Source organism: Roseovarius atlanticus (genome assembly GCF_001441615.1).
Classification (GTDB): Bacteria; Pseudomonadota; Alphaproteobacteria; order Rhodobacterales; family Rhodobacteraceae; genus Roseovarius; species Roseovarius atlanticus.
The window spans coordinates 150,955-164,412 of the sequence record NZ_LAXJ01000016.1; the positions used below are offsets into that span (position 1 = coordinate 150,955).

General features: G+C 56.1%; 11 protein-coding genes. 1 reads left to right on the top strand and 10 read right to left on the bottom strand.

The features are described from left to right. Positions 1–35: 35 nt before the first annotated feature. The 3 genes from XM53_RS14460 to XM53_RS14470 all read right to left on the bottom strand — a co-directional run bounded on the left by XM53_RS14460 (position 36) and on the right by XM53_RS14470 (position 3,275). Positions 36–731 (bottom strand): sugar transferase, encoded by a 696-nt coding sequence (locus tag XM53_RS14460; protein ID WP_057794501.1) that lies wholly within the window; start codon positions 729–731, stop codon positions 36–38. A gap of 877 nt (positions 732–1,608) precedes the next feature. Beyond that, entirely contained in the window at positions 1,609–2,223 is a 615-nt protein-coding gene (locus XM53_RS23070) for a hypothetical protein (RefSeq protein WP_144435547.1), read from the bottom strand. Between the two features lie 191 nt (positions 2,224–2,414). Further along, positions 2,415–3,275: a glycosyltransferase gene (locus XM53_RS14470; RefSeq protein ID WP_057794505.1), complete on the bottom strand. Its 861-nt coding sequence runs from the start codon at positions 3,273–3,275 to the stop codon at positions 2,415–2,417. Between the two features lie 216 nt (positions 3,276–3,491). On the opposite strand from XM53_RS14470, the gene XM53_RS14475 reads away from it, so the two are divergent. After that, the gene (locus XM53_RS14475) at positions 3,492–4,268 is read left to right on the top strand and encodes a WecB/TagA/CpsF family glycosyltransferase (RefSeq protein ID WP_057794580.1); all 777 of its coding nucleotides are present in this window, start codon (positions 3,492–3,494) and stop codon (positions 4,266–4,268) included. Between the two features lie 53 nt (positions 4,269–4,321). Here XM53_RS14475 and XM53_RS14480 read toward each other — a convergent pair whose 3' ends face one another. The 7 genes from XM53_RS14480 to XM53_RS14510 all read right to left on the bottom strand — a co-directional run bounded on the left by XM53_RS14480 (position 4,322) and on the right by XM53_RS14510 (position 13,430). Next, on the bottom strand, positions 4,322–5,083 hold the full coding sequence (locus XM53_RS14480) for an SDR family NAD(P)-dependent oxidoreductase (protein ID WP_236544512.1): 762 nt from the start codon (positions 5,081–5,083) through the stop codon (positions 4,322–4,324). Between the two features lie 4 nt (positions 5,084–5,087). Then, a complete protein-coding gene (locus XM53_RS14485) occupies positions 5,088–6,677 on the bottom strand; it encodes a GMC oxidoreductase (protein ID WP_057794509.1) in 1,590 nt (529 codons plus the stop codon). Between the two features lie 9 nt (positions 6,678–6,686). Next, a complete protein-coding gene (gene xrtD / locus XM53_RS14490; RefSeq protein ID WP_057794511.1) occupies positions 6,687–8,327 on the bottom strand; it encodes a VPLPA-CTERM-specific exosortase XrtD in 1,641 nt (546 codons plus the stop codon). Between the two features lie 163 nt (positions 8,328–8,490). After that, on the bottom strand, positions 8,491–9,228 hold the full coding sequence (locus XM53_RS14495) for a GNAT family N-acetyltransferase (RefSeq protein WP_057794513.1): 738 nt from the start codon (positions 9,226–9,228) through the stop codon (positions 8,491–8,493). A gap of 316 nt (positions 9,229–9,544) precedes the next feature. Next, positions 9,545–10,912 carry an oligosaccharide flippase family protein gene (locus tag XM53_RS14500; RefSeq protein ID WP_057794515.1) on the bottom strand — a complete coding sequence of 456 codons (1,368 nt, stop codon included), beginning with the start codon at positions 10,910–10,912 and terminating at the stop codon, positions 9,545–9,547. A 239-nt stretch (positions 10,913–11,151) separates the two neighbouring features. After that, positions 11,152–12,354 carry an exopolysaccharide biosynthesis GT4 family glycosyltransferase EpsE gene (gene epsE / locus XM53_RS14505; RefSeq protein WP_057794517.1) on the bottom strand — a complete coding sequence of 401 codons (1,203 nt, stop codon included), beginning with the start codon at positions 12,352–12,354 and terminating at the stop codon, positions 11,152–11,154. A 131-nt stretch (positions 12,355–12,485) separates the two neighbouring features. Beyond that, on the bottom strand, positions 12,486–13,430 hold the full coding sequence (locus XM53_RS14510; protein ID WP_082631031.1) for an IS481 family transposase: 945 nt from the start codon (positions 13,428–13,430) through the stop codon (positions 12,486–12,488). Positions 13,431–13,458: the final 28 nt, after the last annotated feature.

Genomic DNA, 13,458 nt, shown 5'->3' on the forward strand with positions numbered 1-13,458 from the left:
CGTGGTCCCTTTTCTGACAGCACCCTCAGTCTAGTTCAGCATCCGGTCGCACGGAACACAACACCGACGGTACGCATCAGCAGGTGGATGTCTGTTTTGAACGACATCTCGTCGAGATATGAAAGGTCGAACTTCGCGCGATCTGCGAAAGTACAATGGTTCCGATCCGACACTTGCCACAGTCCGGTAATGCCAGGACGCATACGCGTATACATGTCCATTCTCGGATAAAGCTGATCTTGGCCTGTCATCATCGGACGGGGTCCGACCAACGACATATCTCCCTTGAGCACGTTCCAAAGCTGCGGAAGTTCGTCCATAGAGCTTTTGCGAAGAGCATGGCCGATACGGGTGATCCGAGGATCGTGCGTCAGCTTCTGCTTGATGTCCCACTCTAAGCGCGCATCCGGGTTTGAAGCCAGGTAAGCCTCAAGCGTCGCATCCGCGTCTGGGACCATGGTGCGCAGCTTCATCATGAAGAAGATGCGGCCATCCTTGCCGATCCTCGACTGCCGATAAAACGGTTTGCGTCCGTCCAGAGCCACAGCCAATGCGAAAAGTGCTATTAGCGGTACAACGATGGGCAGCGACAGACCGACGAGCAGCACGTCGAAAACTCGCTTGAAAAAATGTTGATAAAATCCAACCCGGCCTTCAAAAGACCTAACGACAAGGCCTTTGTCTGGACCTATACCTTTGGAAACGAAAGTGCTTTCAAATCTTACAGTCATGACATTTTACGCCTAATTGCTAGAGCTATGGATTAAGAACCGGAGAGCATCCGGAGAAATGATTTCTAATTGCCTAAAATAAAACACAATACCAACAACCTTCTGACTAAAATACCGTTTGCGATTGAAAGTTCCCCTAGTGGAAGAGATTAACCCATGGCACGCGTCCGCCAAAGAAATTTACGCGTACGACGTGGGCTTTGCCTTCAAATTAATCGATATACCCCCCTTTAAGCTTTTGAAATTTATACATTTTTCTTAAAATTTCCTAGGTGAACAATTGTCTAATTTTCAATCGATTGTTCGGAACTAAACAACCCTTCAACACGCAAGGGTATCATCACGATTTAGGCTGGTAATCTAAGGTTGTACAGAGTAAGCGAATCACAGTTTTACTCGAGGTCACGTGCATGTTTCGGGTCGTGTGATCTGGTGTGGCAAAGTATAGGGCAAATATGTGCAAAAAACGGTTTTGGAGACATGGGACTTAAATCACTTAACTTCAAAAATCGGTGCAGCGCCTCGTCCGATAGGCAACTCTAATAAGTTCAATCCCGTTCCGTTGTAAGGCTGACATCGGTATCAATCCAGCCAACGCAAGTGGGACGCACATTTCGACATCGGGCTAGTGCGGACTACAAAAGCAGGGATTGTGCAACAGTATATATCCTTTTAAATAAAGGTATGCTTGCTTAATACACCGCAGCCGGCCCTGTCCTTCTCAAATGGGTCAACCTAGTTCTTGCAAGTCTAACAATTGTTCATATGGGCGGATCTCAAAAACGCATCCAATAGCAGGCAGTGATGCCTTAAATAATTTATTAATATCACCAAGCTTCACGCGCAACGTCTGCGCGAAGAGGAGTAAGTTTGCGGTTCAGGCCGTCTCCAGGCGCTTGGTCTGTTTTCCGGAAACCGCAGCCTTACGGCGACACATCAAAAGACCTCCAACCGCCGTGAGCAAGAGCAGACCCGACATTGGCAACGGCACGGCCGTCACCGTCAAGCTGCTGAACGTTCCGGATAGCCCGGGATTCAGTGGGCGACCGAAAAAGAAACTGCTGTCTATGTCGAAAGAGGAAAGATTCAAAACCGTCGGCAGACTGCTTGCCGAAACTGCGTTGGCGTCGGAACTGAAAAGGCGGATACCCATAATACCGTTATGTGCTCCGAGCGAAGCGTCGCCAAGATAGAGCAGCGAACTAAGCTCAACCAGCCAGTTGTCCACGCTCGAAGTTCTAAGGAGCGCATTGCGACGCACTGCGGATTCTTGGCCGCCGAAGCTTGCGCTCAAGCCAAGGATGCCGCTGGTGAAAATGCCAACATGGCCGGCAGGATGCACGTCCGGTGTATTCGTGTCGTATGTGAGGCTGAAGGTTGCGGAATCGCCGACTGATACCGTGTCTGAAAACGCCGACGAAACGTGCCCAATTTCGCCAACAAGATCAATCTGATAAACGGCAGCTTTTGACTGAGATGCTTGAAAGCTCATCAATCCGATTGCGACCGCAACTGTGTATAAAATTCTCATAAAAACCCCAATAGTTTAAGAATGCATAATCAGAAACCACAAGATGCTTGTTTATACCTTCCCAGCATCGAAATAATCCCTCTAAAACACTTCCAAAGCAAGAAAAACTTTGTTCGGATCTGTCTCGCTCACCTTCTGATCCGGGTCCCGCACTAACGGCCGCGCACCCATTCCCGGTTCGATCTTTTGAGCCGGACCACAAGGCTGACGCAGGAATATACCGTGAATCCAATGGGATCTGCGATAGCCAATCGTGCAAGCTCCCGCCAAGACAAGGGCTTTTTTCCCTCCTCCCTCAGCATCGAACCAAATTGTTCGGACAGTTCTTGCACACCTTCGTCCTGACGTTTTCGAACACGAACAAGATTCTGAAATCCCTCGATCATAGGCCATTGATATTTGGCAGGTACTTCGATTCGCTCGTCTGGGTTGAATTGGCGGCGCGCATACGTGTCATCGGAGATTATATCAGGAAATTCGGCCCACCGCCCCCGGCCTGCCCGATTGACCCCGTAAAGGCCGGCCCCCACCGCGCCGCCTGCGACAAACGGCAGCTTGGTCCAAAAACGCCCGTACTGCCGGGTGACCCAGCTGGATGCCGGCCCGACCCGCAAGCTGCCCGTGGCATATCGCGGCGCTTCTATGGACAACGCTTCCCGCAGTTGACCGAGAAGCGCGGGATCACAGCGGATATCTGCATCGTGATAGACAATTAAGCACCCGGTTGCCGCTCTGTCCCCGACATTCAGCGCATTGATCTTTCCAGGCTCTTCAAGGTCGAGCACTGTCAGCGTCCAGTTCCGCGCAGAAAAAGCCGCAGTATGCTCGCGTGCAAACGCGACGGTACGGTCGGTGCATGCATTTGCAACGACCAAAACCTCGACCGGGCCGGCGGCTGCATCCTGCGCAGCCAGAGCCTTCAGGCAGTCATCTATATAGGGTTCCTCGTTGTTAGCCGGGATGATGACGCTGATGAGGTCGGTCGGGTCGTAGCTTTGGGCCTGCTGCGCCATTTTTCGTAATTACCGAACACAAAGTAAGACAGTGTCGCCAAAGCTAGCGTCGCGCATCGCTGAAGGCCATGCCAAAAGTTCCGCCCAAACAGAGCACGCAGTGTTTTTCGTGCCATTGGGTGCGCTCTGGACAAGGCTGGCTTGCGTAAAGAAGAATGCGACGATAGCGCCGGCACTGGCCGACCCATAATGCGAAACAAGACAATGCGGGACCTCATGCCTCTGGACGATTTGAAAGATCGGTACAATCCCATGAACCTCGTCAATGTGGCGACATGGCAGGAGTTGCTGGACGCCGTCGCTACGCGCCTTCGCGCCGGGCAAGGTTTTTCGGTGGCGACGCTCAATTTGGATCATGTGGTAAAGCTGCATAACGAAGTTCGGTTCCAGGAGGCATATCAACAGCAGACCTATGTCGTCGCGGATGGCAATCCGATTGTCTGGCTTCGGCGACTGATGCGTCAACCAGTGGAACTGATCCCGGGTTCGGAGTTGGTACAGCCGCTGTGCGCGATGGCCGCGGAGATGAATGTGCCGGTTGCCCTGTTCGGGTCAACGGACGATACCCTATCCCGTGCGGCCGACAGACTTGCTAATGCGCATGACGGTCTGCGCATTGTATTGTGTATCTCGCCTCCCATGGGATTTGACCCCGACTCCACTGCCGCCGATGAGACGCTGCAACAGGTCGCATCCAGCGGCGCCGGCCTGTGTTTCGTCGCGATGGGCGCACCCAAGCAGGAGATATTCGCCGCCCGGGGTTGCGACATCGCCCCGGACTGCGGGTTCGTTTCGATCGGTGCAGGACTCGATTTCATCGCGGGCAGCCAACGGCGTGCTCCGAAATGGGTCCAACAGATCGCGATGGAGTGGTTGTGGCGCATGGCAAGCAATCCCGGCCGCCTTGCTCGCCGCTACGGCGCTTGTGCCGCGATCCTTCCGGGTCTCGCCTGGAAGGCCCTAAGTGCTGCTTCCGGCAACAAGCCGAAATAAAAGCGCTTGGCGCCTCCATGCTCAATCCCTCGTCTCAGGTGAGACGCAACGCGTCAGTCGAGACTGCGCGCGACGGGCTTCTGACCGAGAAGGGCCTGAACGACCCGCTCTTTCTTTGATCGCGGAGGCAGGACCTGCGCGTTCTCGACAAAGAACGCACCCTGCAAATCACGTTCATCCATCAGGGCGAGCGTGACGCCCCACTGCGCCGCCTTCTCTGGCGGCAGTCCGTCGGGCAAGCCCATTTCGGTCTGCAGCGCGCCCGGCACCCAGTCGGTAAAGACGATGTTGGGGAACCGGTCGCCGATTTCGGCAACGAGAACTTTGGTCAGCACCCTCTGCGCGCCTTTCGAAACCGAGTAGGCCGCAGCAAAGGGGATCGGGGCCTGATCCGCGAAAGTGACCACATTGATCACACGACCAAACCCGAGGTCCATCATCACGGGCAGCACATTGTGGCAGGCGAAGAAGCTGCCGCCGAGGTTTATATTGATCGTGTCCATGAAGCTGGCCGGCGTTTCGTCAAGGATATCGCGGCGCGGATAGACGGCGGCATTGTTGATCAAGATCGTTACAGGGCCGAGTTGGTTCTTGATCTGCGCAAAGGCAGCTTTGACTTGCTCAGGGTCGGCTATATTTGCGGTCACCGGAAGAAAGCGGCCGTCGCTTTCGGAGGCAAGGCTCGACAGCACGTCGGTCGACCTGACGATCCCCGCCACCCGCATACCACGGTCCAGAAAGCCTTTGACCAACTGTAGTCCCAAGCCCCGGCTTGCGCCGGTCACGACAGCCACACCATCGCGCAGCGCAGTCACGGTTTCAGTCATTTTGCTGATTTGCCTCCTTCAGACGGTCGGATACGATTTCAGCGACGCGCAGCGAATTTGCCCCTATCGTCAAGCTCGGATTCACGCCCGTCGAGGTCGGCATAAAGGACGCATCCGCAACATAAAGATTTGCAAGATCGTGGGATCGGCAGGACCGATCGAGAACGGATGATTTCGGATCGTCGCCGAAGCGCAGCGTGCCCATCGGATGACCGTAGTTGATCTGTGGCCCCTTGGTGAGATGGAAAAGCCGCATGCCTTTCATCGCCTTGCGGATCGCTGATCGATAAAGGCGCCGGCGGTGATGCAGCTCCTCGGGGATTTCGTAGTGAAAAACCGGAACATCGGGGTCATCCGGATCGAAAATAACGCGATTCTCGTAGCGGGGCAGGTCTTCGACCATTCCGGCAAAGATCTTGGCGTTGCCGAAGTATCTGCAGGCAACCGCCGCCAGCACGTTCAGACCGTTGTGCACAAGTTTCAGCTTGGGAAAGCGCGAGCGCTCGTAAAGCTGCTTGATATGCATGGCGACGATTCCGTAGGTCGCGTCGACACCGAGCGATTGTACCATGCCGAACCGGTCGCCATTGCGAGAGTAGAGATCTCGAAATGCAATCGATTTTGAGGGACCGTCGCCCGGAACCGATTTCTTCGGCCAGATCGCGAAGTACTCGTCCAAGTGAAACATTAGCCCGCGCCCCACCCAGCCGCTGGAATTGGCGATGGCGCGTTTCGACGACGCGGCAGATGCAAGCAGCAGTCGAGGCGAGTTCAAAGCGCCCGCGGCGAGGATATATATGCGGGCGCGGAGATGCAGTCGTACACCCTGTCGATCGCAGACAAGTCTTGAAACATACCCCTTATCTTCTTGGATCTCACGTACATCGCACAGGTCCAGAATGTCCGCAAGGCCGGTTTCCAGGGCCGGCTCGACACCGGCAGACCGGCCATCCTTCTTGCAAGACTTGGGACACTTCCTGCCGACGCATTGCAGGCATCCTTCAACATTTCCGATCGCAGAATGCAGGCGGTAAGGATGCAACCCGCCGTCGCGGAAACTTGCCAAAAGGTTTGCGTCGCCCTCTGACAGTGGCGGTGGCGGCGCAAGCGGGCCCGGATCCTCCCGCGACAACGGATCAGGCGTGCCGGAGATCCCAAGCAGGCGTTGAGCGTCATCAAAGTAAGGCTGGAACGCATCGTAGCTTACCGGCCAGCCACCGGTCGGATGCGGATGACCAGGCGTTGCTTCAAGATCGTGACGCTCCGGTCGCTCTAGCGACCCAGCGTAAAACACTGATGACCCCCCAACTCCGGCACCGATCGGCGCGTAGAAATTCAGCGTCTGCCCCTCTACAACGGCGCGCACTGGGACAGGCCAGTACCCGCGCACAAGTCTCGCCGCAGGATCGGTCACGTCGTCGGCAAGTCCCTGGCCTTCGTGACGATGGCCCCTGGGCCCTTTCTCGACAAAGAGCACACGGTGTCCCTTCTCTGCCAAGCGCCGGCCGACCAGGCCACCTCCCATGCCGGCACCGATTACGATCACATCCCAAATCCGGTTTTCGGCATCCAGAGTCTGCATAAGTGTCCTTCAGGAGCGGCTTTCGGACACATGGCCCGCAGTTGGACCGTGACCGGGTATGAAACGCGGCAGGGTCTTGAGAACGGCCCCAAGACTGTCCTTCAAACGCGCCTCGGCCGCGGCAACGTCTTCACCAGACTGAATCGGAGTAAGCAGACGAACGATGGCGCTGTCGTTTCGACCATGGCGGATTTTGCTTTGCAGAAGGCGAAACTTGGCGTCGAGGACCGATGCTGTGCGCAAGCCCTGCTGGTCATACCAGTAATAGACCAACATACGCTCCATTCCCTTCTGGATGATCGCCCTGTTCAGTGTGAACGACGCCGCGCTGTCGCCGGTGTCTATCGGGGCCACGATGCTGTTCAGGTTCGCGATTTCCCAGCCGCCACCGGGCAGGCAGACCTCGGGTGAGTGCACCCCGCCGCGATTCTGATTCTCATACCAGGCAATGAAAAGCTCGACCGGAACAGAGTGCTCTGCCCGTTCCAACCGCACAGAGAGATAATCGTCCGCGGCCAGAACCGCCTCGGTTTCGGGATCCAAGCTGGAATGTGGCCCGCGACGCCAGTCCTCAAGCTCCGTCGGAAAAACCACGAACTGATACCGGTCCGCAATAACGGTCGGACGGGCGGGCAGGCTTTCCGAAAAGAGCGCGCCAACGGCCGTCAACAGTCCGGCGCCGATCAGGGCGGCAGAAGGATGGAGGAACTTAGCTCGCCTCACCTGCGTCCAGAGACCGTTGGTCTCAAGGTCCAGCACGTCGACCAGACGCCGCCGCTGCGGATGCAGGCGTACCAGTATAACGGCCAGCACGAAGAGCAAGAGCACACAGGACATGAAGATCACCCAGCCTTCGAAGAAATGCGCGAAGCCTTCGACATGAGCGACCCCGTATTCGTTCACGACCACCGCAGCGATCGCAATGCGCAGCGCATTCATGAAGATCGTGATCGGCGCGGCCGCGAGCAAAAGCACGGCCTTATGCCAAAACGGCCCCTGGTAGAGGGCTGCAAAGATGTAGGAAAAGCTGAGGATCGGAAAAAGATAGCGCAGCCCGGAACACGCCTCTGCGACATGTAGCTTGTACACTCCGAGATCGATGATGTTGCCGTCCAGAAAGACCGAAATATCCAATAGCCGGACTAAAAAGACGCCGAGTTCGGAAGAGATGCCCTGCAGATAAGTCGAGACCGCATAATAGAGCGCACCCGGCAACGGCAGCATGAAAACCAGATGAAGGACCGAGGGCCAAAATTGCTTGCCGGTGTCCCAGCCGAAACAGATCAGGATGATCGCCCCGATCCATAGGATCAGCCCGTAGGCGACTATGTCATCGATATCGATCAGACGGCCAACCGCTCCAAAGGCCAGCGCCACCACCAAGAGAACGACGCCCGGCCAGACCCGATCCGGAGGCCCAGCTTGCGTCGGAACGGATTTGAGATGCCGCAGGAACAGAAGCGCTGACAAGATCGGTATCAGTGGACCATGGCTGTATTCCGGAAGCTTCCAAACCTCGATCAGTCCGGCAATGCCAGTCCAGAAAAACGCCGCTGTTGCGAGCGTAGCGAAAACCAGCCAGATGCCACCCCACTTCGGCGAGTCCGTGTCAGGTGTCACGTCATGCCGCGCTGCCGGTATCTCCGTCATGTGAAATCGCACTCGCAGGTCTCAAACGCATGGCCGCACTCGGCGGGAAAAGTTACTGGCGCATACTAGTAAGATTTTGCAGAGAAAAGCGATTCAAAAAAATGGGGTGACCCGCCGCATCGACAGCGTAGGACTTGCACAGATCCGGTTTGCGTGATCCGCTTCAGGCCCTGCGGCGTTTCGTGAACACTGTCGCGCCTGCCTGGTTTTCCGAAGCGCCGGCCCTTTGAAAACCGCTACGTGCGAGCGCCCTTGCAGAGGCGGCGTTGCCATCATCGACGACCGCAAAGATATCGTTCAGAGCTGGGTACTGCAGGAATGCTTGTTCGGAGAACCGTGCAATCGCCTCTTTGGCGATGCCACGGCGCCAATAGCGTCTTCCGACCCAGTAGCTGAGTTCGGCCGTATCGGCTCTGTCCCTCGCAACTTTCGTATCAAAGGCCAACCGCACTTGTCCGACCGGGTCGCCGTCGAACTCGATTGCGCGCACATCGTGATGCTGACCTTCAATGGATATGTCAATCAGGGTCCTGGCCGTCTCGGTGTCGAGAGGGTCTGGATAGTCCTCGGGAAGGTGAGCCCAGATTTCTGGATCGTCCAGAAGCGCTCTGTAGACCGGCAAGTCTTCTTGCCGCCACCGGCGGAATGTACATGCGACGGGTCCCACGACGGAGGCGGGCTGTTTGTCCCGAGTTGAACGGGCGGTCATCAAAGCCTCTTCGCCTTCCTCACAATCGAGGGTCACCCATCCTTGCTGCACAGGGTCGAAGGCCAAGGCGATGGCGTTCTGTCGGCAAAAGACCAGTTCATCCCGCGACAATGTTCCGTCAAACCGCAAGCGCTGCGGGTTGAAGGGTTTTCCAACTGGTACTTGATGCAATTTGACTTCGTTCTTGATCATAAAGTCTGCCTCTTGTGATGCGCCGAAAAAACTAGTTGAGCTCAGAATTCCAGTTATCAAACGAGTTTACGAAGGTATCGAGAAACAAGATTGCTTCACACATCCGAGACACAATGCAAATTTTTGTGATGGGCAGGATTTTGCGGGTCTTTTCCGGCTTGCTGTGCTTCGAAAAAGCGCAGTTTAAACCCTGTTATCTCGCGTAGCATTCTGTGGAAGACGTTCCAGCTGTTTTTTGGAGGCTTGGTGCCAGATACTTGACCTGCGTGGCGAAGTCCGTACTTGGGCGAATGAAAGTTAACGCATATGGCCCGCACTAAATCTGGGCTTTGGTCCAGAGGTCCATAATGGCCGACCAGTTCAGCCAGAAGCATATCGCGCCGATCAATAGTCCAAGAACTGCGAAAAAAATGTCGTGCTGCGGATCCCACGCGTGCATGCGCCGCGCAAGCCAGACCACGACCGGATAGATCGCTATCATCGCCGCTCCCTGTCCTAGCAATGCTCCTAGGAGCCCAGCATGTTCGAGCCCTATGATCAGACCTGCAACCATGAACGCAGCTTTTGCCAGAGCGAGTACAAAAAATCGGCGAGTGTCGCCCGCCGCGACTGCCGCCTGGTCATAAGTCAGGATGATGATGTGCGGGATGTGCATGATCGACAGAACGGTCACGATCGCTCCGGCATCGTAGTAGCGCGGATCATACAGCAAGGTCACCAGCCAGACACCGGTGGCAGAAAAAGCGACCACGAGGACCATAAGCACACCGGTCATGGCCATTCGCATCCTCCTTAGCGCCAAAAAATTTTCAACCGATACTTGCGGCGGCTTCTCTCGATAAATCGGGATCAAGATGCGGTTGTTTACTGCGTGACCTAGAAGCATCGGTACGGATGCGAGAAAGAAGCCGATATTGTAGACGCCGAACTGCTCGAGGCTGAGGTACTTGCCTAGGATCAGCTTGTCGCTTTGCGACAGAACAAAACCGCACACAGTGGCGAGAAAAATCCATTTGCCAAAATGGATCAGCTCATGAACAGCCGCACGCTCCAGATGAAGCCTGTTTTTCGGCCCTTTCAGATAGAATTGGTACAAGAGAACGCTGAAGAAGGCCGCGACCACATTGCCGACAACAAGGGCCCAGACCGACCTCAGCCACCATGCCAAAAGGATGCTGATTAAGACAGAGATCAATTGGCTCGAAAGATCCAGCACTGTGATCCTCCCGAACTGCAAGTGCCGCTGCGACGTTTCCAATCGGGTTGTCCGGAAGCCATTTATGAAAAGTGTGAAGGCGGCCACAGGAAGAAGGGCGGCCAGATCCGGCTCTCCGTAGAGAGCTGCCACAGGCCATGCAAGAGCACTAGCCGTTAGCCAGAGACAAAAACCGCGGAAGATCTGGATCGTCCAAGCTGTGTTCAAAAAATCCTGATCGTCTCCTCGACGCGACTGCATGATCGCCGGGCTAATCCCCACATCGGAGAATTGGCCAAGCCCGATAATGACGACCATGACCAGCGCCATGAGACCGAACGCTTCGGGAAAAAGCAAGCGGGTGAGAATGAGGTTGCTTGCGAGCCGTATGATCTGGCTTGCGGCGAAACTTGTCGCAGTAAGAGCCAGCGATCGGGCGGCGCGCGCCTCCAGACCGCTACCACGAGAAAACTTGGACAGAATGCCCATTTATGCCTTGTAGCGCTCCGCAGGGTAGCGAAGTCTAAAAGGGCAATGAGTCATTCAATTTATCCATTATCAAACTGCAATTCAGCTTTGGCTGTCTATCAAGAATCCTAAGTGCAAAGCAAGTTTCTTTACACGGTAGCCGCAACGCCTACGCACCGATCTCTACCGCAGGCCAGTCATCGTTATGTAGAAGTACGGTCGCAATTCGACAGCGAGCAATCTCAAACCGCTTAGAAGTCTTAGCTTTTCCAAATCTCTTTCATCAAAAGCTTAGCCCCTTGCTCTGAGGAAAAACGCTCTTCAACAGTTTTGCGCCCTGCGGCGCTCAGCCGCTGCAACGATGCCGGATCTCTTGCCAACCGTAACATGGCCCCTGCAATCGCTTCCGGATCCCGTGGGGGAACCAGAATACCGTCCACATCATTCTCAATCAGTTCTCGCACGCCTCCCGCCGCCGTGCCTATGGTGGGCGTCCCGCAACTCATCGCTTCCATGTAGGCCACGCCCAGAGGTTCGGCCCAACTGGCAAGAACAAAGAGATGCGACTTGCAGAGACGCCGACGTACGTCTTCAGCATCAATTGCCCCAAGCAGGATCACGTGGTCGCCGAGGTTGAGTTTGTTAATCTCACGTTCTAAAACTTTCCGAAACCCGGATCCACCGTCGTCGTCCTCTCCGGCAATCTCCAAATGCACGTCGACACCTTGATCACGCATAATGGCAACGGCATTGATCAAATCCTGATGGCCCTTGACGACATTCAGCCGCGCGCAGCAGAAAACATAAAGCGGCTCGCTGACCGCCGGAGCCTTATAAGGTGTATCTCGGCGCATAACTGCTGTGTCCACGCCCATGGCCTGCACGTGGATGATTTCAGGCATATCCGCCGCCATCTGCCGTCGCATTTCGGCCAGAAGCCCTTGCGTTATAATGGTCGCGAAGCTGGCCTTTCGCCACTTGAAGCATTGCCCGAGACCGTAGTCCTGCAACGGACCGTGCAAGGTCAGAGAATAATTCAATCCACTGATACGGTTCGCGGTCGCGGCGATCAACGCCGCACGTCCGCACGAATGCGCATGAACATGGGTTATTCCGTGCCGCTTGCATTCGGCTATCAGACGTTGCGCGGCCGGAACGGAAATCAAAAAGTCCCTCAGCACGTTTTTCCCGTCCCTTGATATCTCTGAAGCGATTTCGCGCAGCGGCAATCGCCGAAGGGCGGTGATGAGCTTAGCAATCGACCGACTTGCCAGATACGTAGTACGATCAATGGCATCGTGCGACCATTCGTGGCAAATTAACCCTTGCGGTGGCGGCTTGGTCGAAAAGATGTGCACGTCAACACCAAGTTTTTCCAGATGCTCGATTTCCCGCCAAAAGAAAATGTGCGTTTGACCCGGGAACTGTGGGACCAGGTATCCCAATTTCTTTGACTGCGACATAAACTAATCTCGGCTACTAAAATCTGTGGACCCGCTACGAATTTGTTCGTTTCGGTAGTAGGATCACACGTGAGACACAGGGTTTCTTGATGTCCAAAGCGTGTCAAGTAAATTGCCGCAGGTTGCCGCGACTAGATGTGACTTCTCATAAGGTTGTTCAGAGCCATTGTCGGAGTTTGGCCATTGAGGGCTGAGTGTGGTCTTCGAAGGTTGAACCAGTCAAGCCATCGCTGCAGGTCAGAGTTGCGTGCAGCGGAGGAGGCGTAGGTCGTTCCGTAGGCCCAGTCGCGGATGAGGGTCTGGATGAAGCGCTCTGCCTTGCCGTTGGTTTTGGGCGTGTAGGGCCGGGTCCGGATGTGACGGATGGTGTGTGCGTCGAGGACCTGGCGGAAGAGGCGCGACCGGTAGCATGACCCGTTGTCGGTCATCACCCGTTCGATCCTGATGCCGCGCGCGGCGAACCAGGCCCGCGCGCGGCCCAAAAAGGCGGTGGCGCTCTCCTTGCGCTCGTCGGGCAGGACCTCGACATAGGCCAGCCGGGTCGCGTCATCGACGGCGACATGGACAAAGTCCCAGCCGGCGCCGCGGCTTGATCCTTTCGTCCGTGACCCCGTGACGCGATGACCCGGCCGGTCGAAGCGGCCCAGCCTCTTGATGTCGATATGGATCAGTTCGCCCGGCCTCTCCCGCTGATAGCGCCGGACGGGTGGCGGCGGATCGAGTGCCGCACGTCGTCCGACACCATGACGGGCCAGCCACCGCGCGACGGTCGAGCGGGCCAGACCGAGGCGCTCGGCGATGACCGCCGCCGTCATGCGGAAGCGGCGGCGCAGATCGAGGATCAGAGCGATCCGGGCCTCACCGAGACGCCTTGGGCGCCGAACGGGCGCGCTTGCGCCATTGCCGAGCGCGCCATGACCGCCCTCCCGGTATCGTCGGAGCCATTCGTGGATCGTGCGCACCGACACGCCGAACTCCTCGGCAATCTGTCGGGCGGGCCGACCTGCGGCACGGCGGGCCACGATAAGCTCTCGACTATGAACAGTGAGACGTGCACCTTGATGTGGGTTGTTCATCCTTCGGGGTCCTCGGCTGGAGTTTGGC

Bases quoted from the DNA above. Each gene is read 5' to 3' on its own strand.
- XM53_RS14460 (WP_057794501.1), bottom strand. From the start codon at position 731: ATGACTGTAAGATTTGAAAGCACTTTCGTTTCCAAAGGTATAGGTCCA.
- XM53_RS23070 (WP_144435547.1), bottom strand. From the start codon at position 2,223: ATGAGCTTTCAAGCATCTCAGTCAAAAGCTGCCGTTTATCAGATTGAT.
- XM53_RS14470 (WP_057794505.1), bottom strand. From the start codon at position 3,275: ATGGCGCAGCAGGCCCAAAGCTACGACCCGACCGACCTCATCAGCGTC.
- XM53_RS14475 (WP_057794580.1), top strand. From the start codon at position 3,492: ATGCCTCTGGACGATTTGAAAGATCGGTACAATCCCATGAACCTCGTC.
- XM53_RS14485 (WP_057794509.1), bottom strand. From the start codon at position 6,677: ATGCAGACTCTGGATGCCGAAAACCGGATTTGGGATGTGATCGTAATC.
- xrtD (WP_057794511.1), bottom strand. From the start codon at position 8,327: ATGACGGAGATACCGGCAGCGCGGCATGACGTGACACCTGACACGGAC.
- XM53_RS14495 (WP_057794513.1), bottom strand. From the start codon at position 9,228: ATGATCAAGAACGAAGTCAAATTGCATCAAGTACCAGTTGGAAAACCC.
- XM53_RS14500 (WP_057794515.1), bottom strand. From the start codon at position 10,912: ATGGGCATTCTGTCCAAGTTTTCTCGTGGTAGCGGTCTGGAGGCGCGC.
- epsE (WP_057794517.1), bottom strand. From the start codon at position 12,354: ATGTCGCAGTCAAAGAAATTGGGATACCTGGTCCCACAGTTCCCGGGT.
- XM53_RS14510 (WP_082631031.1), bottom strand. From the start codon at position 13,430: ATGAACAACCCACATCAAGGTGCACGTCTCACTGTTCATAGTCGAGAG.